Origin of the sequence: Cuniculiplasma divulgatum (assembly GCF_900083515.1) — an archaeon.
In the GTDB taxonomy this organism is placed as follows: Archaea; Thermoplasmatota; Thermoplasmata; order Thermoplasmatales; family Thermoplasmataceae; genus Cuniculiplasma; species Cuniculiplasma divulgatum.
Window position 1 is genome coordinate 267,015 of the sequence record NZ_LT671858.1, and the last position, 23,631, is coordinate 290,645.

A 23,631-nucleotide genomic window follows, 5' to 3' on the forward strand; every position below is an offset into this window, starting at 1 on the left:
CTTTTATAAAATTTATTATACTCTCTTTAAATTCACTCCCATGAATTTTTCTTTTCGACAACTCACTTTTCAGTCTTTTGGCTCAGTAGGTCCCGCACTTAACTTTGTAGCTCTCCTGCCTTTGATTGCCTATTTCTCAGGTACCATGATGACTCTTGTTGTGGTAATTGCTTTCCTTATCAGCTTCATTAGTTTCATGCCAATCATTTTCTTCTCCTCAAGAATTTCTGATGGGTCAGGATATTCAGCATATGCAATGTATTCTCTTGGATTAAGAGTTGCAATCTTTACAGGACTGGTTTATATTATGTACTCCTTTCTTGTTATTCCCAACATAATTATGTTTTCGTCATTCTTTGTGCAATCATTTATAATTTCGGTGAATAAGATCTTTTTGGATCTCATATTTGCAGCAATCCTTCTACTTCTTCTCGCATTTCCATTATTAAAAAGAAGAAATCTCGCAATTTCCGTTATAACTGCAATTGGAATGATTGAAATTCTTGGAATTCTTGTCTTAAGTATAGCGATGATTATTATGAGGAGTCATTCTGCTGTTTCCACAGTTTCCACATCTGTCTTTTCAGGGAATTTCTGGGAGGGAGTTTTAATTGGAGTTCTTATGTTTTCCGGCAGTGGGAGTGGTATATTTCTTTTTAACAGATCAGGTGTTCCATCATCAAGATTAAATCGAACACTGATAGTTTCATACATTATCACAGGAATTATCATGATATTTGCTGCCTATGCATTAACCGTGTTTCTTGGAAGTAATATCAACTCCTATTCATTAAACCCCGTTATTTTGCTCAAAATTCTCGGATCAGATATGGGATCAATAGTTCCACTTCTACTGTTAGCCTTACTATTGTTGAGTTCTTATAACTTAATGCTGTCTTATTCACACGCATTGATGAATATGTATGAAAATTTTCAGGGCAGGATCCTGAGGAAGATAAAGTATGTTAAATCAGGAAAATTCATCACAATTTTACTTGCAGTGGATGTATCAATCATATTAATTTCAAGATCCACTATTGGTTTTTATAATGCATTCGTAGTGATTGCAGAGGTCGTTAGTCTTTCATATGTTATTGTGCACCTTATTGTGGGCATTTCTTTATTTAATTCGAGTAAATTTAGCAGAGGAATAAGATCGGTTGGACTTTTGTCTGTTACTCTTTTATTTATTGCCATGATAGGTTCCCTCATTAATAGTTCCAGTTTATTTTACCTGACTATTCTATCGTTTATCGTTATAATACTAATTTCAATATTCGGCACAATCCACATTTCGAAAGATTGTGCCATGGAGGATAAGGTGATTGAAAATACTATTTCATCTTGATTGTACCACCTGAAGGACTTCCTGGAATTTTCTGTCTGTATAATATGGAAAAGAGACCCAGGGGTGTTCTCCCCTTTTTCTCAGGTTCCTTGAGTTTCAGGAACAGAAATGATGAAGAAAACCTTCCGGCAAACACTATCATGTATGAGAATTCCAGAGCTTTTACAAGTGGAAAGACAGAGAGTGCATATTGAAGAAGATAACCACCGACGAGTGCGCCCATTAAATACACCAGTCCATTGAAACCATTAATTATTGATATGTATTCTGCCCTTCTTGTCGTCGGAATAATATCAAGGAGATATGAATTCATAACAATATTCTGTAAAGCCCCGAGAAAACCGCTATATGATTCAAGGAGTACAAATAGTAGAAAAGAATGGAAAAACGCATAAAATACCGGGATCAGGCTCAACATAACCCTGTTGACGAAGATTAGGGGCGGTCTCTGGGTTTTATCAGTTACCCTTCCAAGTAGCGTCTGAATTACTATGGTAACTGATAGGGATACTATGGTGAGTATGGCTACTACTCTAAGTCCAAAACCCATAACGGAAACTATTGTAATTGGAAACATAGGCCAGGCCATCGACCAGAAAAACCCCTGAATATTGGTTGCCCTGAAATATGGGAAAAAGTTATCATCATATCTAATCTTTCTTATGGTCGCAAGAAGTGAACCCTCAAATCTTGCCCTGTGATTGGTCTCTTTCAGAGAAACCAGTAGAACACTGGAAATAAGGTATGTTGCCGAAGACAGAAAGAATGGCAGCATTATGTTTGACTGGAGATCGCCTCCAAATAGGAAAACCATTACAATCAGAGAAATTATGGTTCCTGCAGATGAAATGTTGTTTATGAAAGTCAAAAACTTACCCCTCACGCTTGAATCTGACAAATCTGCAATGAGAGAGAACCAGTTAACCGTAATCATAGAACCAAAAAGTGAAATCAGGGAATAAATTACTATTAAATTTACAGGATCGGATGCATAAGGCATCATTGCCCAGAGCGAGGCAAGAATGATACTTCCAATTATTAGGAATATTCTTCTGGATCCAGTTCTATCACTTATCTTACCCCAGAGAATCTGCCCTCCATTTGATATTGCGTTTGCAGAGGACTGAAGCCATCCCATCTCACTAGCACTTGCACCAATAAGAACAGCGTAAATTCCAACAAAGGTAGATGCTGCAGTTGCACCTACAGAAGACAAAAAAGATCTTATTCCGATAATTGATTTATTACTTGGCAATTTGTGTTCTGTGTGATTAAACTCTAAAAGATAAATATATCTCTTTTATGTTTTTTAAATATCAATATATCCATAGATTTACTAACATTGTCATTCATAAGGATAAATTTTCCCGTAAGTAAAAGTGTTATTGTTCTTTAATATCATGTCATTCTCAGTACAAAAGCAAAAAGATTAGAAATAATATGCAGTCAAAGTTATATGTAAATAGCTGTGTCATCCAGAATAGTGCAATAGAGACAATAGCATTTATATGCATATTTCTATTACCCTACTACTCAATCAGGTTCAAAATTTGAATTAAACTAGGGTGATATATTGGCGAATGGAGAAAATGCAGGATCAAAATTAAGCAGTGACAGGGAAAAATTCCGATGGTCTAACAGTAAGTATAAAAGAAGAGTATTGGAATTAAAAAAGAAGAGCGATCCACTTGAAGGATCACCACAGGCCAGAGGAATCGTAATAGAAAAAATAGGAATTGAAGCCAAACAACCAAACTCGGCAATTAGGAAATGTGTTAAGGTTCAGCTTATAAAAAATGGCAGGCAGGTTACTGCATTTGCCCCTGGAGATGGTGCTATCAACTATATAGATGAGCACGATGAAGTTCTGGTGGAAGGAATTGGCGGAAGTAAGGGTAGAAGTAAGGGAGATATACCAGGAGTCAGATATAAGGTCGTTGGAGTTAATGGAATTTCCTTATCTGAGTTAGTAAGGGGAAGAAAGGAGAAGACGGTGAGATAATGGATCTTAAAATTTTTGGAAAATATGATGTAAATGGAATCGAGGTTCACGATTTGGGCCTATCAAAATATATTAATCTAAATTCATACATGAACCTGCACACAGGGGGAAGATTTTCAAACTATTCGGCTGGAAAGAAAAATGTTAACACTGTAGAAAGGTTAATAAATAAACTTATGAGAACAGAAAAGTGGACCGGTAAGAAATATGGCGCATACAGGATTCTGAGAGATGCATTCGAAATTATCGAAGAGAAAACCAAGCAAAACCCTCTCCAGCTGCTAATCAATGCAATTGAGAATGCTGCTCCAAGAGAAGAGGTAACAAGGCTAAAATACGGGGGCATTGCTGTTCCTAAGGCTGTCGATGTTGCTCCATCTAGAAGAGTGGATGAAGCCCTAAGGAATATTGCCATTGGATCAACCGATGCTTCATATAAAAACAAGAAATCCATTGAAGCATGTCTCGCAGATGAGATAATACTGGCATCCAAGAATGACCAGAATTCACATGCAGTAGCCAAGAAAGAGGAAGTGGAAAGAATTGCAGCATCTGCAAGATGATTCTAAAATTTACTAACAACATTTTTAACAACCTACTGTTTAAATATAATCTCTTTATAATGCGTCCATGAAAAACAAACTCGTTATGGGAATATTCAGTCTCTTGTTTGGAGGTTTTATTTTAATTTCCCTTATAATACCATGGTGGAACGAGTCATTTAATGTTTTTGGATTGTCTGGGGTGTTCTATCCCCTTTCTATACCAACTCTGCCTAAGAGTGATCCCGTATACCTTTCATACATTACCGGCATTCTGATTCTTATCTCAGGAATTACTGCAATAGCTTTTGGCATTATTATGATATTAAAAAAGAAAGGTAGAAACTCAAACTTAGGGTCTATTGTAGCATCAATTATTGGTATTATGGGATTCATTTTTTACATAATATTCATCTATAAGATCTCCCCTGATGTGAATGGTAATATATTTTATTACAGTAATTTTGTTGAGTCCTATAGAATTCAGGCTGGATTTTACATAGAGGCACTTTCATCAGTAATTCTGTTTATATCTGGGCTTATAGCAATGTCTTAATTTTAACACCAATAAAATGCCTCATTTTACATATTTATGGAGACACTACCAAAATTGTTCATCTATTTTATACTCAGTATTCTTACAGGAACAGAGACTTAAAACTGATATGAATGTAGAAACAATATGCATCAATAGAATAACAATATAACAATTTTTTATCTCATTTAGCGAACTAAAAAAAAAATAGGTTTAGTTAAAATCACTTTCAGTAAAACTGAAGTGCAACAGCCGTTATTGTTATGGCAATCATAAGCCCGAGTGTAATATAGGAAAGCATGTGTGACCATTTTCTCAGTCTTCTCAGCTCATCCATTCTGCCCTCTCTTGCCATCTTCATTATCCTTTTACCATGGTAAAGATTGTTTCCATACATTATGAGAATCATTGCACCTACCAGTACAATTTTCACAAGGAGAATATTTCCTCCCTGCGTATTGAAAAGTGCAAAGAAATTATAATTAAGGTACCATGTCGCATTATATATGCCGGTTAAAATCAGTATTATAAGAAAAACGTTAGTAATCCAGGCAAACTGTTTTCCTATAAGCCCCACTATTCTGGTTCTCAGCTTCTCATCATCAGTTATCTTATACGAGGCAGGAATCACCACAACCCATATGAAAAATGAACCACCTACGAATATTATAGCTGAAAATATATGTAGCCACAGGATTATTGTATTTAAAAGGGTCAGATCCATCAATCATCACTCATTATAGTATATCTATAATGTTATGTCATATTACTGTTTAATTTTTGGTTTTTCTGCAGAGAGTATCTCCTTAATCACATCATTGAGATTTGAAATCATTCTATCTATTGCCTCAGTATTTCCTGCTTTTTTAAGTACGAATGCAACTTTCACCTGCCGTATAATTACAGATGCCATCTTGTCTATTGCCTCGTTTAGAATAGTGGTATCTTCTATACTCGCTAGAACATCAGGAAATAGGAGGTCCCTTCCCATTGAAACAGCAAGCATCCTTTCCCTAATATTTTCCCTGAAAAGGCGTAGATTAGAAACATACTTCTCACCCTTTGACGTGAGATGATAAACCTTGGCCCTCCCTCTCATTTCATATCTAATGAAACCGTGGTATTCGAGGGATTTTAGCAGTGGTCTTATGGTACCTCCTGAAACCATTGAACCATCCCATTTCAATTTTCTCGAAAGTTCATAACCACTCATGGGCTTTAGCGAAAGAATGAAAAGTGCACTATCAGAATATTCTCCTAAATTCATGTATCGAATTCGACATTTTGAATTGATATTTAAGAATAACTATGTATTTAAATTTAAATCGTCTTTATAAACTATTTTCGAAACTTCTAATATCTGTTGCAAAATTTGTTTGTCATCCAAGAAGTCACTCACAATGTGAAAATAATATTAGTCTCAAACATATCCACTTTCAACCATTCTATATAACCCATTCTTCCAGTGATCTTCCCTAAATAGAAATACCCCAAGGAAAATTCCCGCACCAAGTATGATAAAGGGTAGTGATCCAGCAAAAAAGGCAACGATAAAAAGTACAACAAGCATTATGAAGGATACAGGAAGAAGAATGAACTGGGTCAGATTGTAGGTCGAAGGTAATACATCCTCCTGTGTGATCTGGAACGTCTTTTTGTAAAAAGACATGGAAAAACTGATACCACAATATATGGGGACAAGCAGGGCAAAAATCCATATGAATTCAAATGAAAAAGGTATGCCAAGTATTGTTAGAATGACATTTGCCGCAATCATGGGAACAGATACAAATAGTGCCTGTGCCATTTTGGCAAGTGCTGTAAGCTGCATATACCGTTCTACTGGAAAAGAGATAAAGGCCAGCCATGCTCTCTCCTTTGACAGAGTTCCTGTACTGAGTCCAAGTGAAATTCCCCATGCTATGTAAATTTCAGGAAATAATATGTAAAGAAGAGAATCTGAGGATCCCTTCGATAGGCCGCGCACATAATAGAGCTGAAAAAGAACAAAGGCAACTCCCAGCAAAGTGGTTAGAAGACCAATGGTGTAAAGACTCACTCTATTGACCTTAACTCTAATATTTCCCATGCTCGCTGTTCTTGAAGAGAAATCTACCTGTTTGAAGTGAAGTTCAAAAACAGCCAGTGCAGGTTGTTTTCCCATGAATTTAAAGAGGTCCCTGAAACCTTTTGATTTTGTTGCCATAGCTGACAGTTTAAATGGAAGAGATTCCTGGCTTATTGCCTTGAAGGATACTCCAGTAGCTATCACTGTAACAATTATAAGAAATAGTGAAGATTCAAAGAGATGACCGGAAAGGAACGATAATGGTCCAAGAGGGAAGCCCAGGTAAGATGAAATCACCCATAAGCCTGCAATAGCTGCTACTCCAACTCTCGCAGGTCTCGGCGTACCTGCCATATTCAGGCTCATTGAAATTGGAAGGATAGCCATGCATATTATATCTACAATCCCAATCAGAAGAGCTGTTTCATTGCTCCTCAGTATAATGAAAGAAGCAGAGGCGGCTGAAATGAAAATAAGAGATGATGCAAGCGCCTGTGAGATGAAAAAAGCAGGGACTAGAACACGATTTTCTATAGCAGAAGTAAGAAGAAAATCTCTATCCGCAGAAGTTGTTGATATACCTCCTGTGTAAATGGCAGAAAGCAAAAAGAGGAGGAAGAAAAATGCAAGATAATATGAACCGAAATTAGAAGTATCATCCAGCCCAAAATTTACCGTAAATATTGAATATATGAAAATAAAGAGTATTACAAGGAGATAATTTCTTGAAAATCTCGACTTGATAAGAAGCTTCAGCACACTAAGAAACATGTTTCATCAGTTCCGACACGATGCTTTCTATTGTTTTTGTGCCTTCTGTTAACTCCTCGAGCTCAGTAATCTGTCCTTCCCACACTTTTTTTCCAGAGGATAGAATAATTACCTTGCTGGTTAATCTTCTTGCAATTGACAATATATGGGTTGACACCAGAAAGGTTGCATTCATCTTCTCAAAATATTCGAATACCTTTTCCTGAGTTGGTATATCAAGATAATTCAATGGTTCATCCATAATGGCAAATCTCGGTTGATGAATAATTGAAAGGGCGAGGCATAGTTTTTGCCTGTTTCCCCTTGATAGTGTAAGTGGTTTCTGTTTCTCCATTTCTCTTAGATCTAACATATCGAGAAAAAATTCAATTCTATCCTGGAGATTCTCAGTTCTCCTTATGGTTCCTATGTACTCTAGATTCTCTCTCACAGAGAGATTCAGGTATGGGCTTGCATCTTCTGGAAGATATCCAATATATCTCTTTGCTTCAATTGAACTGGGTCTGTGACCATATATTCTAACCATACCACTATCAGGTTTCATCAGACCGGAAATTATTCTTATGGTTGTAGACTTGCCAGCGCCGTTTTCACCAAGCAGGGCCACTCTTTCCCTATCTTTAATCTGAATATCCACGCCGTCAACTGCCCTAACAGTTCCAAATGTTTTTACTACCGATTCCATCCTGAGCGCAATTAATGAATCTTCCGAACTCATCTGATTTTCCTGTAGCATCATTTTCCTATCACGCGCATTTAAATAAATATTTTGTGGGAATTAATAGGAAGTGATAAATGTTCTCCACTAAATTTCAGGCTCCATCAATCTGAACTTTTTCATTATCTGTAAAGCTATTTTCATAGCCATATATTTCCCTGAAAAGGAATATGGAAACAACAAGACCTGTGGCTGGCGCCAAAGCTAGAATTAATGTGGATGCTCCAATTCCTAGAATGCCAGCCATTAGCGGGAAGATAGTTATGGATAGAAAAGCTGGAAACTCTGAAATGAAGTTGGAAAAACCGGTTGCACTACCCCGGTATTGTGGATCTGATATTAGGGATTGTGATGTAAGTATGGGCTGGTTGTTCCAGTGATTTCCCCACACAAATAATATCATGAAGAGTGGTACTATTAAATAATATCCATAAACAATGAAAACCCCAGAGCCTATAAGTGAAATTAGTGTTATTGTATATCCATATATACTCAGGTTTTTCAGCCCCATTTTGGGCAAAAATTTTGGACCCAGAATGCCTGCAGGAAGACCGAAGGAGTAGATGAATATAATCAGATAACGCTGATCTATAATACTGGAAATTCTAAAATTAGATATTATGATTGGAATAAAAAATGCAAATGTCCCAACCTCAACAGAACTGGCTATTCCAGAGATCCAGCTGAACTTTGTCGTTCTCCACTTCAGTTTGTCCTTCCTAAGCTTCCGTATAAATTCAAGGCGCGGAGGCTTTCCGTTTTCACTCGGCTTAGTCCATAGTGGGCTCTCTCCGAGGTATCCTGACACCAGCAGGGCGAATAATGCTGGGACTGCCGATATTCCCATGGTTAGCCTCCATATGGAAACGTAATCTGCATTGTTAAACAGTAATAACAAAATTAAGATATTTATGGTCATAATGGCAAAACTTGCCATGAGGGTATTCTTAACTCCAGTAACCTCCCTATCTCCTCTACCTATAGCATCCATAATAAAGCAGTAGCAATTTGCAAGATCAGATCCAACAGCAATTCCAGCTATAAATCTCAAAGCAATAAACACTGCCGGGTCAGGTGAAATCGCAGACCCTAGATCAGCAAAAATGAATATGAGCATGTTGGATACGAAAACTTTTTTTCTCCCGATTCGGTCTGAGAGTATACCACCCAAAAGGGAACCGACTGCAGCCCCTCCAATTATGGCCCCACTCGCGAGACCAAATAATAAATTTGTCTTTATGAATGAGTCCTTTATAAAAAAATTTGACATTGGGACAACAAAGACATTCCACTGATCAACGAATAAGGAAAGAAGCATTAATGTTGAAACCAAACTTTTTTCATTTTTATAGATTCTTTTACTCATAAATCTTGTTTTGTGATTATTTGATCCATAATAAACATGAGGTAATAATATATTACGAAAATAGTCACTAACATGGAAAGGTAAAATACCTGTATTAGAACTCAATCACTTATTATGTTGCCTGATAAGAAAAAAATATTAAGTAATCCTGTAAAAGACGAAAAAATAACAAAAAGTACAACACTTGGTGAACTGATTTCGCAGTTTCTTGAATCTGGAGGTTTTACATCCTCAAAAATTGGGGTTGCCTACGAGATTCTAAAAGAGATGGTCGAGGAGGACAACACTACTTTCCTATCTTTCCCTGCGGATATAATATCCACTGGAACCAGGGGAATAATCAACGAAATGGTAAAAAGAAAAATGGTCGATGTAATAATTACTACATGTGGAACCCTGGATCATGATATTGCCAGATCTTTCAGGGACTATTATTGTGGTTCCTTTGACTATAATGACAGAGAACTTAAGGACCTCGGAATAAATAGGCTGGGTAGTGTAGTAATTCCTGACGAAAGCTATGGAGAAATTATGGAAGAATTTATGCAGAAAGAGCTTGAGAAACTGTATAAAGAGAGTAAAAAGTGGACTACATGGAAGCTCATCGAAAAAATCGGACTTGCAATAAAAAATGATGATTCTATACTTTACAATGCTGCTAAAAATCATATACCCATCTTTGTACCAGGTATAACGGATGGCTCCTTTGGTTCTCAACTCTGGTCCTTTAAGGAAATGAATTCAGACTTCATTGTTGATGTTTTACAGGATGAACATGATCTATCTGATATAATCTTTGATGCAAAGAAGACGGGGGCATTAATGATCGGAGGAGGGATTTCGAAACACCATACCATATGGTGGAATCAGTTCAGGGGTGGCCTTGACTCTGCAATCTATATTACCACGGCGCAGGAATATGATGGTTCTCTATCTGGAGCAAAATTGGAAGAGGCCATATCCTGGAAGAAAGTAAAGCCAGATGCCAAATTTGTAAACGTTTATGGAGACATAACTGCCCTATTACCCTTGCTTGTGGGACCATTACTTTAGAAAAGTGTATTAATTTCATATACAATGTGAGAGATTATTATTTGATCTTTAGTAAGTTAGAACAGCTATGTAAAAGTAGAAGGTCAACTTTTTATTAACAACATTTTTTTAACATCATTTGATACATTATAATGATGGATAAACCATGGGTCGAAGAGAAAAAGCTTAAAGAATTCATTTTACAGAATAGATCATATAATCTTTTTGAAAATAAGGATAATACTGTGGAACTCAGGTTTTCTCCAGAGATGCCAGAAGCACAGGCGCACCTGCCCAATGGGCAGCCGGTTGAACACATTATGAAGGGTATAAAAGAAAATGGAAAAATATACTTTCTTTCATTCAAAACAGTCAGTTCCATAGGAGAAACAGAGACGCAGCTTGAGGGAGAAGATGATCCAATAATGCTCTGGTTGCAGTTTATTTGATCTTGGTAAAATTTCCACCAATCATCGTATAAAAGATTAGATTCTGATCTTAGTTAAGTCTTCATTTCAAAAGCATTGATAGCAAGTATGTTTCCAGGAATTATTGATATTGTTATTAGATCTATCCATGGAATGCTCATTGTGAATCAATTTTTAAAACACAGATGTGGCTTTCATTGTCTTCTCAAAGCACTCTTTCATTTATATTAAAATTAATTAAGTAACTAACCCTAACAAAGCTTGGTAATAGGTGGATATAAGGTATATTTATTTTGATGAAAGTGATGATCTGGGGTTTTCGGAGAAAAGCTCAAAATTCTTGATTATATCAGCTTTCATCACAGATGATCCGAGGAAGTTGGATAGAATAATTAAAAATGCTAGGAGGAACAAATTGAAAAATAAATTAAAAAATGCAAATGAAATAAAATTTAATAAATCCAGCCCAGAAGTAAGGAAATATTTTATAAATAAATTGAATGAAACCTGCTCCTGTAGTGGTATTAATTGTATTATGGAGAAGAAAAAAGTATCAAGCCCATATTTAAAAGAGAATAAAGATAAGCTATATAGTTTTGCAGCGGGACGTCTGGCCGATGCAATTAAATTAGATTGTGACAATGTTGAAATACGAATTGACAAATCTAAAAGGAAAAGTTTACTTAGAAAGGATTTTAATGAGTATTTAAGCCAAAAGTTAAAAAATGGCAGTAATTTCAATGAACCTGTAATTATAACACATAGTTATTAAGAAAATTTTAGTGGAATTCAGTTAGCTGATATATTAGCAGGAGCTGTATATCATAAATTTAACAATGGAGACTCTCAATATATTGATATAATAGATCAAAACAAATTCCCTCAAAAGTACATAGAATTGTGGAAATAAGAAATATGCCAGAGCCAGTTAGTATTGTCTTTATGCACCTCAAGGTACAGTTAACTAACCGGTCTTACCTGTAGGAAGCCATTAATTTACTATTTATAAATTTTCGGAGCAGGCTCTCAATTATACAGCGCTATACCGTTTTGATATTTTTTACAATATTATAGAACGTGGATTGCCAGTGTATAACCTAAATAAAAATTCTAAATACTAATAAATCAACATGTTTAACCTTTAGTAGCATGCCGTGAGCCGGGATTGAACCAGCGACCTCCAGATCTTCAGTCTGGCGCTCTCCCAACTGAGCTATCACGGCTGTAGTACGGGAATACTGTCACTTTATTTAAATCTTTAAGGGATTTTATGGAATTCAAAAGCAAGTTGAAAGCCAAATCATTTATTCTTATTAGTATTTACTCAAACATGATCCCGGGAAAAATGAATTCAAGGGAAGTAAAAAGAATGATGCAGCAGATGGGAATCAAGCAGGTTGAATATCCCGATGTTAAGAGGGTAGTCATGGAAGCTGGAGAAAAAAACTATATCATAGAAAATCCACAGGTAGTAGCAATAGAGGCTCAGGGGCAAAAATCCTTTCAGATCACTGGAACACTAAAAGAAGTAATTGGTAAGAAAAAGGAAGTAGCAAAGGAAGGAACAGAATTTCCTGAAGACGATATAAAACTTGTAATGGAACAGGCCTCAGTTTCAAGGGAAAAAGCAATAGATGCCTTGAAGAAAGCAGAAGGACAGCCGGCGGACGCCATAATGAATCTAATGTCCAATTGATATGGACTACAATGAACTTTTAAAAAAATACAAACTTTCAGGCAATGAAAGGGAGCATAGGAAAAATCTAATAGATAGCTTAATTAGAAAAATAAGTGTGGTAATAAACGATATGAGTCTTAACGCCTCTCCCGTACTCGTTGGATCATCCGCAAGGGGTACATCACTTAAGAAAAGTGATATTGACATATTCATACAGTTCTCAAGTGAATATGATAAAAAGCAGCTAGAAAGTTACGGTCTTGATATTGGATTTAAGGTAATAGGTGATGGAGTGGCAAAATATGCTGAGCATCCATATGTATCAGGGTTCGTGGATAACATAAAAGTAGATATAGTGCCGTGCTACAGGATGAAAATCGGTGAAAGAACGAGGTCATCGGTTGATAGAACTCCACTTCATACAGAATTCTTAAACTCCGTCATGAATGACGAAGAACGGGATCAGGCAATCATTTTAAAACTATTTCTCAAAAGGATTGGTGTATATGGTTCTGAACTAAGAACAGAAGGATTTTCGGGATATGTTTCAGAATTATGTATCTACTATCATAAGACGTTTGAAAACTTTCTCCGGTTTGTAAGAGAATCAAGAGGTCAACTGGTAATCGGTCCTAAATTATCAGAATTTGATTCACCTGTAATACTTATGGATCCAGTTGATAGTAAGAGGAATGCGGCATCGGCAGTGAGTAAGAAATCACTTTCTATTCTTAGAATTGCCTCTTCACTTTATCTGGAAAACCCTGAGCCAGATTTCATAGATCTAGAAAATGTCAGCAATATAGAAAGAGAAATTCCGGATAGAAAAACATATCTTCTTTTACTGGAATTAAAAAGGCCAGACTTAATTGATGATATTCTCTATCCACAAATAGAGCTAATGAAGAGAAACCTCGCAAGTTTTGCTCAGCGAGAGGATTTTACATTGATGAATACATTTAGTTCAGCTAACGAAAAGACAATACAGGTACTTCTAGAACTTCAGACGGGTTCATTGCCAGGAGTAAAAATTCACGTGGGACCTCCTGCAGATAATCCTAATGCAGTGAAATTTTATGAGAAATACAAAAGCGACCCGTTGGTTTTAAGAGGGCCGTATGTGAAAAATAATAGGATATATGTGGAGTTGAAAAGGGATGAAACTGACTTCAAGATCATTCTCAAAAGTCAGCTAAAAAACATAAACTTTGGTCACAACCTCAATTTTCTGAAAGAAAAAATCAGGATTTATACGTCCAGGGAGAAGGTCTTATCATCTATGGTCTACCATGATTTTATCTCAGTTCAGGAGCCGCCTGATCTATCCTCCAGAAAAAATCTCGAGAAAAAGTAGATCCTGATCCGGAGATACAATAACATCTCTGGTTACCGGTGTCCCGTTGAGGAGATACACAAATCTTTCATCTGAGATGCCAAGCCTCTCCATTACCTCTCCAACGGAACAGGACTGTTCCAGTTTCTCCGATCTGCTTTGTCTACCAACAATTCTTATCATATCAACCTCGATAGCCCCGGGCAGATTCGAACTGCCGTCATCGGATCCAAAGTCCGGTATGCTTGGCCACTACACCACGGAGCTAAGCTATCTTAAAAATAATAAAAAAATTATGGGGTTATTTTAATTGCTCTTGTTGGGCAAACACTTTCACAGGCCATACAGAATATGCATTCATTTTCTCTTACTGGGTCGCATTTATCTGTTCTGTATTTTTCATAAAGCTGCTTGTCCCCCTTTATGTCCTTATCATTACCAGTACCCATCTGTCCAGGGTTCAGTTCCCACTCATATAAACTGACTGGGCAGACATCCATGCAGGCCCCATCGGCTATACATGTTTCCCAGTCAATTGCAACCTTAGTGCCATGTATTCCATTCTTTGTGGGATATGGTTTTCCATCTGCATCGGTCCTCTGTTTACCCTCTGCCCTAACATCATGGTCATGATGCTTACCTGTTACAGGATAGTTCTCCGTGTCTTCAGCAAAATTTTCATCTATTGGTTTTGGTTTGTAATCCAGATCTTCGAGTTTTACCACCTAATCACCTAAACCCATATTATTAGAATGTTATTTAACGTTTGTGAGCTATATTAATTTTAGACAAAAAGTTACTGAAGATTGAATGAATTCTTGAGAATCTAGAATTTATTTTTAGTGGAAGTTTGCCGCCAATAGGATTATCCATGAATTTCTTGTTTGAATCAAAAAATCTAAAACACAAGTTCTTTTGAAGTTTTGTTTACGAAAACTATAAAAGATTGTTGATATATTTTTAACTCATAATGTAATAAGGGAACATGAAAGGATCCTCTGACAAGGTTTTAGACAGAAAGGGTATAGGGGAATTCGTCAGCACTCTGGTTAGGCAACTAAAATACAGAAGGGATGATTTCAAGGTAATGGGTCCAAGTGGAGGATTTACCTCTCTGATTGATCTTGGAAATATTGCACTGGCTTTTAATACAGATGGTGTTGGAACCAAGGTTTTGTTAGCTGCAGAAGCAAATAAGTGGGAAGGTATAGGAATAGATTGTGTCGCAATGAATGTTAATGATACAATAACAATTGGGGCAGAACCCATCGCAATGGTAGATTACGTATCTCTTAGGGACACAGATATAAACATTGCAAAGGAAATTGGTGTCGGCCTGAATGTGGGTGCACAAATGGCCAACATCTCTATTGTAGGTGGTGAAACTGCCCTCATTCCCGATCTTGTAAGAGAAATTGACGTTTCAGGATCGGTGATTGGGATAGCTCAAAAAAACCAGATAACCACAGGAGAAACAATCAAAGAAGGGGATCTTGTTTACAGTTTACAGAGCAGTGGCATTCATTCAAACGGATTTACCACAGTTAGAAAAATCATAAAAGAACAGGGACTAACAATGGACGAAACATTTCCAGGATACAATAAGAAGGTATCAGACGTTTTACTGGAACCCACCAGAATTTACGTGAGGGAAATTCTAGATATAATTAACCTTGTCGATATTAAAGGCATGGCGAACATTACTGGGGGTGGCTTTAAGAATCTTGTGAGAATGAAAGATATGAAATATGTAATAGATGACCCTGTTGAACCACAACCCGTTTTTTCCACGTTAATGGATCTTGGAAATTTATCATATTCTGAAATGTATGAGATATTTAACATGGGAACTGGTTACGTGGTGGTTATCGATGCCGAGAGTAAACATGATTTTGTAAGTACACTCAGAAATCGCTTATCCATAAGAGAGATCGGTCACGTAGAAAATGGATCAGGTATTGAGATACCAAAATATGGTGTAAACCTGAAGGATTACTACTAAACTGTAACTACTAATTTTTATCCACTTGCAATTTTTCAGTTCTTTTGAATTCCCTATATATCGAAAGTGATTCCTTTCGCATTTCTCTATATTTTATTTCAGATCTTCTGTATTTCTTACATTGCTTTTCGTCACTGTTTTCTGGATCATGAATAAATTCAACAGGGCAAGCATCCAGTTCTTTAACCCATTTCTTTATAAATTCTCCATTGGGATCAATTTCAATGCTATTCTTTAAGGGATTGAATATCCTAAAGAATGGCCATGAAAAGTCAGAGCAGCCACTGACCCATTGCCATGATGAATAATTGTTTGCCTCATCGGCATCCACAAGAGTATCCATGAACCATTCAGCACCATAAGTCCATTTTATAAGGTACAATTTTGTCAGGAAATCAGATACTAAGAGCCTTTTCCTATTATCAATCCAGCCTGTTTCCCACAATTTTCTCATGCTGCCATCAATTATGGGAAAACCAGTTTTTCCCTCTTTCCAGTTGATCAGCCTATCCCAATGTCCTGACCACGGAAAATTTTCCATCTTCTCATTTATGGACAGTATATTGCTGTATTGCCTTCTGGCATAGGAACAATAGAAGAACTCTCTCCATAAAAGATTTCTTCTAATTTTATCAACTCCTTCACTTTCCTTACCTGAAAGTTTTTTCCATAATCTCTTTACATTGATCTGCCCATGCCTTATATATGGGGAGAGTTCGGTATTCTTCTTTTCCCGATTGCCCTCTAACCAATTCTTTAAAGTCAGGTTTGCCGCACTTTCTGAGGTGTCCCAATATTTTGCCAAATTTCTTTCCCATGATGAAAATTCTATTTTCCCATTTGTTCCTTCAGTCTCGTGAAACTCCGGTAAGTCTGTGGAGTCCTCTTCACCATAATCAAATCTCATCTCATTTGTTGTTTTGAAGAATTGCCCGAAATTTCCAAAATTAATCTTAATAGTTGAAATCATTTCGTCTGATAGAAGGTTGTTAGGTTCATACATTTTATTTTCTATCCCTCTGCTTAAGAAATAGTCATTGATTTCATTAAAAGCATATTTCACCCTTGGGAATGGAATTTTTTGGGAAACTATTCTTTCAATTTTATTCACGTTAATAATTTCTTTTAAAACAGGAATATAGCTTCCAGAGCTTTCAACAATGGGTATTCTTTCTATTCCGATTTTATTGGCCAGGTTAGTGAGACTGCTTTTTACCCACCAAAGACTAGCACCACTAAGTTTCTCAAGCTTTGAATCCTTCAAAAAAATTGGGAAAATTATGTCATCTTTCTTATTTGCGTCTTGAAGAATCTTGTTATCCTCTAGCCGCAGATCGTGTGACAGAATGTAAAGAGTACGCACATTATGGTGATAAGGGAATGATTAATAAAGTTAATAAACGAATTTGGCATGGACATTTATGAAGGTTATAGCAGTAGTAGACGAAGAAGATGTGCTTACTCCTCTAGAGTATGGTAATACAATTGTGGAAATAGACACTGAAACAAAACAGAAGAAGTTCTATGAGAACCCGGGCTTCGGGTCACCGTTCCAGGGAAAAGAAAGGGCAATGGCTGGAATTCTGACACTTAATGCAGATGCAATTATTGTCAAGGAAGGAGTCCTATGCCCTGGATCATACATGATGTCTAAGGGAAAGATGAAATACATTCCTGTGGAAGAAGAGAAATTACAGGAGATAGAACCAAAACTTAACGATATTGCAAAAAATGCTACACCTGAGCTTGATTTCAACATATACAGGGAATAAACAAATTTACAAACCTTAATTTTTTAAAAACTTTAATTTTGGCAGTATTTCTTTCAGATTGCTATTAAAAAAAATTTATAGAAGTTTCCTCATAACATTCTGAAGGATTCCTCCGTTATTGAAATATTTCACTTCCACTGGAGTGTCAAGTCTTATTTCAACCTCAATTTTTCCATCTTTTCCATCTTTCTTCTTGAAACTCAGTGTTGCAGAAGCATGTGGGGAAAGTTTTTCTGGCAATTTTAGATCAAAGTTTGAAAATGGATCTATGTTCAGTGATTCAAAATTATCCTTTCCTTTGAATTGAAGTGGAAGAACTCCCATCCCCACAAGGTTGCTTCTATGAATTCTTTCGTAGCTTTCGGCGACAACAGCCTTCACGCCAAGAAGATAAGGTCCTTTGGCCGCCCAGTCTCTTGAGGAACCAGTTCCATATTCCTTTCCTGCGAATACAATTGAACAGTTTCCATCCTTAATATAATCCATTGAAGCATCGAATATCCACACATCCTCACTTGCAGTTTCTTTCTTTGTGTATGGGCCAACCTGTGATGCCATCTTATTGGAAATTCTGTTGTTTCCAAAAGTTCCACGCATCATTACCTCATGGTTTCCTCTTCTTGAACCAAAGGAGTTGAAATCTTCAGGTTTAACACCATTATCAATAAGGTACTTACCGGCTGGACTGGCCTTAGATATGGAACCAGCAGGAGATATGTGGTCAGTCGTTACTGAATCTCCGAAAACAGCAAGGCATTTCAGTCCTTTTATATCTCTGACATAATTAGGCAACTTCGATGAAAAGTTTTCAAAAAATGGGGGGTTCTTGATATAAGTACTTTTATTATCCCATTTATAAAGATCACCCTCCGGAGCATCCATTTCATTCCATAATTCACTAAATCCATAGACATTTGAATAGTTTTTTTGATAAAGATCTTCCTTAAGAACACTTGAAATAACGGTGTTAATCTCCTGGTCTGATGGCCATATATCCTTCAGAAATACGTCCTTTCCATTCTTGTCCTTTCCAATAGGCTCTTTTCTCAGGTTTATATTAATTGTTCCTGCAAGTGCAAAGGCAACTACCAGTGGTGGTGACATAAGATAATTTGCCTTCACATTTCTGTGTATTCTTGCTTCAAAGTTTCGATTGCCTGAAAGTACTGAGACTGTATAAAGATCATTATTAACGATTGCATCTTCAATGGTTTTTTCAAGGGGTCCACTGTTTCCTATGCAGGTTGTACATCCAAATCCAACCAGATCAAATCCAAGTTTGTTAAGATATTGTTGTAATCCACTCTTCTCAAGATACTGGGATACGACCCTTGATCCCGGTGCCAAACTCGTCTTAACCTTTGGGTTAACAGTAAGCCCGAGGTCAACGGCCTTCTTTGCCAGAAGTCCGGCTCCTACCATCACTCTTGGATTAGAAGTGTTTGTGCAGCTTGTGATGGCGGCAATCACTACGTCACCATCTGTTAGATCCACATTTTTTCCCTTAAGCTTTACAGATGCAGTCTTCAAAGACACCTGAACCTGCCCGTTCTTACTATCCTTATGTGATTCTCCTGAAGACTCAAGGAACTTAAGGAAGGATGTTTCAGAATTCTCAAGCTTCACCATCTGCTGTGGTAGTTTTGGTCCCGCAATGGTGCTTTCTATCTGTTCAAGATCAAGATCAATTACTTCTGAATACTGAATATTATTCTGCACACCATACATTCCCTGTGCTTTCATGTACTCCCTGACAAGTTCTATGTGTTCCTTTTCTCTTCCTGTCAGTTCAAGATATGAGATTGTTTCATCATCCACTGGAAACAAAGCACAGGTTGCACCATACTCTGGACACATGTTAGACAGGGTTGCCCTGTCAGGAAGTGCAAGATGTTTGACGCCTTCTCCATAAAACTCTACAAACTTTCCAACGACATTGCTTCTTCTCAGCAACTCAGTCAGTGTCAATACCACATCTGTTGCAGTTACTCCCTCCTTTGGCTTACCGTGAAGATTAACGCCCACTACTTTTGGTGAGAGAAATGTTACTGGCTGGCCCAGCATTGCTGCTTCTGCCTCAATACCACCAACCCCCCATCCAAGGATTCCAAGACCATTGATCATTGTGGTGTGTGAATCTGTTCCTACTAGGGAATCAAAGTAGGCAGTCCTTTTCCCATCTTTCTCTGATACCTGCACAACCTTTCCAAGAAACTCCAGATTCACCTGATGCACTATACCTGTAGATGGTGGAACTATCCTCAAATTTTTCATGGATTTCTGTGCCCACTTCAAAAACCTGTATCTCTCCTTATTTCTTTCAAATTCCTTTTGTGAATTCTTCCTGAGGGCGTCTTCTGTACCATAATAGTCTACCTGTACAGAGTGATCTATTACTAGATCCACAGGAACAATTGGCTCTATCTTCTCTGGATCTTCTTCCAGTTTTCTGAAAGCCTCTCTCATTGAAGCCAGATCTACAACTGCAGGAACACCAGTAAAGTCCTGCATCAAAACCCTTGCTACTGTGAAGGGTATTTCAAAGTCGCCCGGGTTTGATGGAGTCCTGGAAAATATATTCTTTAGATCCTCCTCCCTTATGGATTCTCCGTCAAAATTTCTCACCATTGCTTCCATGATGATCCTTATGCTCATAGGAACCCTGTCTATATTTGGCACTTCTTTCTTAAGCTTTTTCAGTGATACAATACTGTATTTTTTATTTGCAACTTCTATCTGATCATAAAACTCTTCTTTTCTCATATTTCTAGATGTTAAACTCAATTATAAGTTTTGAAAGTATTTTAAATACCATATCGAAACATTTCTCATACTTTGGTTTTTGAAATCAATATATTTATGGGATATTATAAACGTGGTACAAGTTAAAATAACAGTTCATTCTTATGCCATATGGGAAATTACATTCTACAACCAGATATCCATGAAGATAAGATATGTTTCGTTTCTGAAGATGATCTGTTTATAAGTGATATAGACGGGCATAATTCAAAAAGGATCGTTTCTGGTCTTGGGGTTATCAGCAGTCCAAAATTCTCAGAAGATGGCACCCACATAGCTTTTCGACTCATGAGAGGAGTACATAATGGAGTAAATGAAATTTTTGTATGTGACTCTGAGGGTGGTTCACTGATTCAGCTGACTCATATAGGATCACCTGCAACAGGAATTGCAGGATGGATAAATTCTACCAGTATCATGATATACTCTGACATATACGAACCTACGAGAGGACTAACTGAGTTCTACTCTATAAATCTAAAAACAAGAAAAATGGAAAAGACAGAATACGGATACGGCAATACAATCCAGTTTTCTGAGAAAGGTATACTTCTGGGAAGAAATACAATGGAGTTACCATACTGGAAAAACTACAGAGGAGGAACTAGGGGTAAGGTTTGGTTCAAATTTAAGGAGAGCAAGAAGTTTGAAAAACTACTTGAAATTGAGACAAATATCCACTCTCCAGTAGTAATAGGATCAAAATTATACTTTGTAACTGACAGAGACGGAACTGCAAATGTATATGCCTACGATTTCTCAGTTAGGAAAATAGAGAAGCTTACAGATTTCAAGGAACACGACGTTAGGCCTATGAATGGTAATGGAAATAATCTCGTATTTACTATTGCAGGTGAACTTTACTTATTCGATATAAAAGAAGGAAAATCTAGAAAAATAAAAATAAAGATCGATTCTAAATTCACCGCTAAAAATTACGAGTTTAACACTGTGGCCGAGAATATAGAAAGGATACACCTCTTCGATGAAGAAAATGTTTCTATAGTATCACGGGGAAGAGGTATTCTGAAGGGCAAATATATGAATGCTCCCGTAACTCTAAACTCAACTTTTCATGGAAGGATCAGAAACATAGATAGGCTAGATGGCGAAAGGTTTGCAGCCGTACAGGAGATAGACGGAGAAGATGGTGTAGTAATATACAGAAGGAATGGGAAAGAAGAAAAGTCAATTCCAATGGATATTGGAATTATTATGAATATGAGAGCAATAAAAGGATCAGAGAATGTTATAATATCTAATAACAGACATGAACTTTACATCATTGATCTGAAGTCAGGCTCAAAAACCCTTATTGATAAGAGTCCAGGAGGAAGGCTGAACGACTTTGACATTAGCAATGATTCTAAACTTGTAGCATATTCATTTGGACTTTCTTCAAATCGTTCACAAATTAGGATCTATAACATAGAGGAAAAGAAGATATACGAGGCAACATCAAAATCTGCATATGATTTTTCTCCGTCTTTTGACAGTTCAGGAGCATTTCTCAACTACCTCACGAACAGAGCTCTCGACCCAACCTATGATAATCTTATATTTGACCTTGGTTTCATGACAGTATTCAAACCATACTCAATTGCAATAAAGAAGGGAGGCAAAAATCCATTTCTTGGAATGCCTCCAAAGTTCTCCAAGGAGGACGAGGAACTGCCATATGACCTTGAAAACCTTAAGATGAAATCTCAGGCCTTCCCCATTGAACCAGATAATTATGTGGAGCTGAAGGCTGGAAATTCAGTCGTTTTCTACACAAGGTCTAAAATTGAAGGTTCAACCAGGCACTATAGTTTAGGAGGTCAAAATAAAAAGAAATCAACCTTACTATGTTATGATTTCACGAAGCGGGAAGAGAGAATGGTCATTGATGGTATCAACAGCTTCAGTCTATCCGAGGACAGAAAGAAGATTCTCATTGGACGAAACGGTGACTATTTCACCATAAACTCTGACTCGACGGCTGAAAATCAAAAGGACCTTGAAAAAGGAAAGTTAGATCTGTCAGGGCTGACAATCAGAAAAGATCGTATGGAAGAGTTCAGACAGATGTTTAATGAAACCTGGAAGCTTATGAGGGAAGGTTACTGGAGCAGTGAAAAATTATCCAGATGGGGAAAGGTGAAGCAAAAGTATGAAGGCCTTATTTCAATGATAAATACAAGAGCGGAATTATCTGATATTCTTAAGAAGATGCAGGGAGAACTTGGGACATCCCATTCCTATGAGATAGGTGGAGATCTTACAAATGTAGACTATTACTCATCAGCCAGACTGGGTGCATTCACAGAAGAAACTGAAAAGGGAGCGTATATACGTAAGATATACTCCGGTGATCCATCAAATGAAGGAGAAAAGTCACCATTACTAACAACAGGGCTTGAAATTCATGAGGGAGATCTTATAAAAAGAATTGACGGAATGGATATTAATCTTGATTACGGCGTGTTTGAGGCACTTCTAAATAAAAAAGAGGATACTGTTAATATTGTGGTTTCAGGTAAGGACAAGAAGGAAAGTGAATATGAGATAAAACTCCTAAGTAACCATAGAAATTTAATTTACCGGGACTGGGTTGAAAGCAAGAGGAGATATGTTCATGAGAAGAGTAGGGGTAAGGCTGGGTACATACATATTCCAGATATGGGTCCAGCAGGCTTTACAGAATTTTATAGATTATTCTCAGAAGAGACAACTTACGAGAATTTGGTGGTAGATGTCAGGTATAACGGAGGTGGACATGTTTCACAGCTTATTCTTGATAAACTAGGAAGAAAATTCCTCGGGAAAGATATCTCAAGATTTGGTGAACCAGAACCATATCCAAGCTACAGCATCAGGGGTAAGATGGTTTGCGTAACCAATGAGTATGCAGGATCTGATGGCGATATATTCAGCCACGCATTCAAGTTGATGAAGCTTGGAGAACTCGTGGGTACCAGAACATGGGGAGGCGTTATTGGTATTAACCCAATGACAAGACTCATAGATGGAACCGTTGTCACTCAACCGGAATATGCATTCAGCTTTATTGATGTGGGTATGGGTGTTGAAAATTACGGAACAGATCCAACAATAGAGGTTGAAGTTTCTCCAGAAGAATTTGCTTCAGGCAAGGATCCACAGCTGGACAGGGCACTAAAAGCACTTCTGTAGATAAAATTCAACATTTTATTATTTCAAATGTAAATGTTTCTAATCTCTCGTATAGGATAA

Annotated in this window: 22 protein-coding genes and 2 tRNA genes; 12 read left to right on the forward strand and 12 right to left on the reverse strand. The window is 37.1% G+C overall.

Translation table 11 applies throughout. The features are described from left to right. The first annotated feature begins 40 nt into the window (after positions 1-40). Complete coding sequence (locus CSP5_RS01335) at positions 41-1,348, forward strand: APC family permease (RefSeq protein ID WP_148689512.1); 1,308 nt, start codon at positions 41-43, stop codon at positions 1,346-1,348. Here the strand turns inward: CSP5_RS01335 and CSP5_RS01340 are convergent. Next, complete coding sequence (locus CSP5_RS01340; RefSeq protein WP_241869828.1) at positions 1,335-2,564, reverse strand: MFS transporter; 1,230 nt, start codon at positions 2,562-2,564, stop codon at positions 1,335-1,337. The two genes, CSP5_RS01335 and CSP5_RS01340, sit on opposite strands and share 14 nt — an antisense overlap. Positions 2,565-2,921: 357 nt before the next feature. On the opposite strand from CSP5_RS01340, the gene CSP5_RS01345 reads away from it, so the two are divergent. The 3 genes from CSP5_RS01345 (at position 2,922) to CSP5_RS01355 (ending at position 4,448) form a co-directional block, all read left to right on the forward strand. Next, positions 2,922-3,350: a 30S ribosomal protein S12 gene (locus tag CSP5_RS01345; protein ID WP_021789241.1), complete on the forward strand. Its 429-nt coding sequence runs from the start codon at positions 2,922-2,924 to the stop codon at positions 3,348-3,350. After that, entirely contained in the window at positions 3,350-3,913 is a 564-nt protein-coding gene (locus CSP5_RS01350; RefSeq protein WP_021789240.1) for a 30S ribosomal protein S7, read from the forward strand. The genes CSP5_RS01345 and CSP5_RS01350 overlap by 1 nt, the downstream gene beginning before the upstream one ends. Before the next feature lie 67 nt (positions 3,914-3,980). Continuing rightward, complete coding sequence (locus tag CSP5_RS01355; protein WP_148689514.1) at positions 3,981-4,448, forward strand: hypothetical protein; 468 nt, start codon at positions 3,981-3,983, stop codon at positions 4,446-4,448. A 208-nt stretch (positions 4,449-4,656) separates the two neighbouring features. On the opposite strand, the gene CSP5_RS01360 is transcribed toward CSP5_RS01355, so the two are convergent. From CSP5_RS01360 to CSP5_RS01380, 5 genes are all read right to left on the reverse strand, one after another. After that, the gene (locus CSP5_RS01360) at positions 4,657-5,151 is read right to left on the reverse strand and encodes a CopD family protein (protein ID WP_148690254.1); all 495 of its coding nucleotides are present in this window, start codon (positions 5,149-5,151) and stop codon (positions 4,657-4,659) included. A gap of 42 nt (positions 5,152-5,193) precedes the next feature. Then, positions 5,194-5,694, reverse strand: a complete 501-nt coding sequence (locus CSP5_RS01365; protein ID WP_148689515.1) for a PadR family transcriptional regulator — start codon at positions 5,692-5,694, stop codon at positions 5,194-5,196. Positions 5,695-5,847: 153 nt separating this feature from the next. Further along, positions 5,848-7,266, reverse strand: coding sequence for a hypothetical protein (locus CSP5_RS01370; RefSeq protein ID WP_148689516.1), 1,419 nt, complete (start codon positions 7,264-7,266; stop codon positions 5,848-5,850). Continuing rightward, entirely contained in the window at positions 7,256-8,005 is a 750-nt protein-coding gene (locus tag CSP5_RS01375) for an ABC transporter ATP-binding protein (protein WP_021789235.1), read from the reverse strand. Before CSP5_RS01375 ends, CSP5_RS01370 begins: the two co-directional genes overlap by 11 nt. Before the next feature lie 73 nt (positions 8,006-8,078). Beyond that, the gene (locus CSP5_RS01380; protein ID WP_148689517.1) at positions 8,079-9,350 is read right to left on the reverse strand and encodes an MFS transporter; all 1,272 of its coding nucleotides are present in this window, start codon (positions 9,348-9,350) and stop codon (positions 8,079-8,081) included. A gap of 114 nt (positions 9,351-9,464) precedes the next feature. Between CSP5_RS01380 and CSP5_RS01385 the strand changes: the two genes are divergently transcribed. The 3 genes from CSP5_RS01385 to CSP5_RS01395 all read left to right on the forward strand — a co-directional run bounded on the left by CSP5_RS01385 (position 9,465) and on the right by CSP5_RS01395 (position 11,582). Further along, positions 9,465-10,403, forward strand: a complete 939-nt coding sequence (locus tag CSP5_RS01385) for a deoxyhypusine synthase (protein ID WP_148689518.1) — start codon at positions 9,465-9,467, stop codon at positions 10,401-10,403. A gap of 131 nt (positions 10,404-10,534) precedes the next feature. Continuing rightward, positions 10,535-10,831 carry a hypothetical protein gene (locus CSP5_RS01390; protein ID WP_241810766.1) on the forward strand — a complete coding sequence of 99 codons (297 nt, stop codon included), beginning with the start codon at positions 10,535-10,537 and terminating at the stop codon, positions 10,829-10,831. Between the two features lie 250 nt (positions 10,832-11,081). Beyond that, positions 11,082-11,582 (forward strand): DUF3800 domain-containing protein, encoded by a 501-nt coding sequence (locus CSP5_RS01395; protein ID WP_148689519.1) that lies wholly within the window; start codon positions 11,082-11,084, stop codon positions 11,580-11,582. Between the two features lie 378 nt (positions 11,583-11,960). Here CSP5_RS01395 and CSP5_RS01400 read toward each other — a convergent pair. Then, positions 11,961-12,033: transfer RNA gene (locus CSP5_RS01400), tRNA-Phe, on the reverse strand. A gap of 47 nt (positions 12,034-12,080) precedes the next feature. On the opposite strand from CSP5_RS01400, the gene CSP5_RS01405 reads away from it, so the two are divergent. After that, the gene (locus tag CSP5_RS01405; protein WP_021789230.1) at positions 12,081-12,506 is read left to right on the forward strand and encodes a nascent polypeptide-associated complex protein; all 426 of its coding nucleotides are present in this window, start codon (positions 12,081-12,083) and stop codon (positions 12,504-12,506) included. Position 12,507: 1 nt separating this feature from the next. Beyond that, the gene (cca, locus tag CSP5_RS01410) at positions 12,508-13,842 is read left to right on the forward strand and encodes a CCA tRNA nucleotidyltransferase (RefSeq protein WP_148689520.1); all 1,335 of its coding nucleotides are present in this window, start codon (positions 12,508-12,510) and stop codon (positions 13,840-13,842) included. Here cca and CSP5_RS01415 read toward each other — a convergent pair. From CSP5_RS01415 to zfx, 3 genes are all read right to left on the reverse strand, one after another. After that, positions 13,810-14,004, reverse strand: coding sequence for a MoaD/ThiS family protein (locus CSP5_RS01415; protein ID WP_077075865.1), 195 nt, complete (start codon positions 14,002-14,004; stop codon positions 13,810-13,812). The genes cca and CSP5_RS01415 overlap by 33 nt on opposite strands. A gap of 11 nt (positions 14,005-14,015) precedes the next feature. Further along, a tRNA-Gln gene (locus tag CSP5_RS01420) sits at positions 14,016-14,088 on the reverse strand. Positions 14,089-14,114: 26 nt separating this feature from the next. Continuing rightward, complete coding sequence (zfx, locus tag CSP5_RS01425) at positions 14,115-14,546, reverse strand: zinc-containing ferredoxin (protein WP_021789228.1); 432 nt, start codon at positions 14,544-14,546, stop codon at positions 14,115-14,117. A gap of 260 nt (positions 14,547-14,806) precedes the next feature. Here zfx and purM point away from each other — a divergent pair, with 260 nt between their 5' ends. Beyond that, positions 14,807-15,823 carry a phosphoribosylformylglycinamidine cyclo-ligase gene (gene purM / locus CSP5_RS01430; RefSeq protein WP_021789227.1) on the forward strand — a complete coding sequence of 339 codons (1,017 nt, stop codon included), beginning with the start codon at positions 14,807-14,809 and terminating at the stop codon, positions 15,821-15,823. 10 nt (positions 15,824-15,833) lie between these two features. Here the strand turns inward: purM and CSP5_RS01435 are convergent, their stop codons facing one another. Beyond that, positions 15,834-17,186, reverse strand: coding sequence for an FAD-binding domain-containing protein (locus CSP5_RS01435; protein WP_021789226.1), 1,353 nt, complete (start codon positions 17,184-17,186; stop codon positions 15,834-15,836). 58 nt (positions 17,187-17,244) lie between these two features. On the opposite strand from CSP5_RS01435, the gene CSP5_RS01440 reads away from it, so the two are divergent. Further along, positions 17,245-17,595: a hypothetical protein gene (locus CSP5_RS01440; RefSeq protein ID WP_021789225.1), complete on the forward strand. Its 351-nt coding sequence runs from the start codon at positions 17,245-17,247 to the stop codon at positions 17,593-17,595. A 75-nt stretch (positions 17,596-17,670) separates the two neighbouring features. Here the strand turns inward: CSP5_RS01440 and acnA are convergent, their stop codons facing one another. After that, positions 17,671-20,358, reverse strand: a complete 2,688-nt coding sequence (gene acnA, locus CSP5_RS01445) for an aconitate hydratase AcnA (protein WP_148689521.1) — start codon at positions 20,356-20,358, stop codon at positions 17,671-17,673. Positions 20,359-20,508: 150 nt separating this feature from the next. Here acnA and CSP5_RS01450 point away from each other — a divergent pair, with 150 nt between their 5' ends. Further along, positions 20,509-23,571 (forward strand): S41 family peptidase, encoded by a 3,063-nt coding sequence (locus tag CSP5_RS01450; protein ID WP_148689522.1) that lies wholly within the window; start codon positions 20,509-20,511, stop codon positions 23,569-23,571. Positions 23,572-23,631: the final 60 nt, after the last annotated feature.

What these genes read in the sequence shown, in the direction of transcription:
- CSP5_RS01370 (WP_148689516.1), bottom strand. Translation starts at nt 7,266, where the DNA reads ATGTTTCTTAGTGTGCTGAAGCTTCTTATCAAGTCGAGATTTTCAAGA.
- CSP5_RS01350 (WP_021789240.1), top strand. Translation starts at nt 3,350, where the DNA reads ATGGATCTTAAAATTTTTGGAAAATATGATGTAAATGGAATCGAGGTT.
- purM (WP_021789227.1), top strand. Translation starts at nt 14,807, where the DNA reads ATGAAAGGATCCTCTGACAAGGTTTTAGACAGAAAGGGTATAGGGGAA.
- cca (WP_148689520.1), top strand. Translation starts at nt 12,508, where the DNA reads ATGGACTACAATGAACTTTTAAAAAAATACAAACTTTCAGGCAATGAA.
- CSP5_RS01390 (WP_241810766.1), top strand. Translation starts at nt 10,535, where the DNA reads ATGATGGATAAACCATGGGTCGAAGAGAAAAAGCTTAAAGAATTCATT.
- CSP5_RS01385 (WP_148689518.1), top strand. Translation starts at nt 9,465, where the DNA reads ATGTTGCCTGATAAGAAAAAAATATTAAGTAATCCTGTAAAAGACGAA.
- CSP5_RS01335 (WP_148689512.1), top strand. Translation starts at nt 41, where the DNA reads ATGAATTTTTCTTTTCGACAACTCACTTTTCAGTCTTTTGGCTCAGTA.
- CSP5_RS01360 (WP_148690254.1), bottom strand. Translation starts at nt 5,151, where the DNA reads ATGGATCTGACCCTTTTAAATACAATAATCCTGTGGCTACATATATTT.
- CSP5_RS01365 (WP_148689515.1), bottom strand. Translation starts at nt 5,694, where the DNA reads ATGAATTTAGGAGAATATTCTGATAGTGCACTTTTCATTCTTTCGCTA.
- acnA (WP_148689521.1), bottom strand. Translation starts at nt 20,358, where the DNA reads ATGAGAAAAGAAGAGTTTTATGATCAGATAGAAGTTGCAAATAAAAAA.
- CSP5_RS01415 (WP_077075865.1), bottom strand. Translation starts at nt 14,004, where the DNA reads ATGATAAGAATTGTTGGTAGACAAAGCAGATCGGAGAAACTGGAACAG.
- CSP5_RS01450 (WP_148689522.1), top strand. Translation starts at nt 20,509, where the DNA reads ATGGGAAATTACATTCTACAACCAGATATCCATGAAGATAAGATATGT.
- CSP5_RS01375 (WP_021789235.1), bottom strand. Translation starts at nt 8,005, where the DNA reads ATGATGCTACAGGAAAATCAGATGAGTTCGGAAGATTCATTAATTGCG.
- CSP5_RS01405 (WP_021789230.1), top strand. Translation starts at nt 12,081, where the DNA reads ATGGAATTCAAAAGCAAGTTGAAAGCCAAATCATTTATTCTTATTAGT.
- CSP5_RS01355 (WP_148689514.1), top strand. Translation starts at nt 3,981, where the DNA reads ATGAAAAACAAACTCGTTATGGGAATATTCAGTCTCTTGTTTGGAGGT.
- CSP5_RS01440 (WP_021789225.1), top strand. Translation starts at nt 17,245, where the DNA reads ATGAAGGTTATAGCAGTAGTAGACGAAGAAGATGTGCTTACTCCTCTA.
- CSP5_RS01380 (WP_148689517.1), bottom strand. Translation starts at nt 9,350, where the DNA reads ATGAGTAAAAGAATCTATAAAAATGAAAAAAGTTTGGTTTCAACATTA.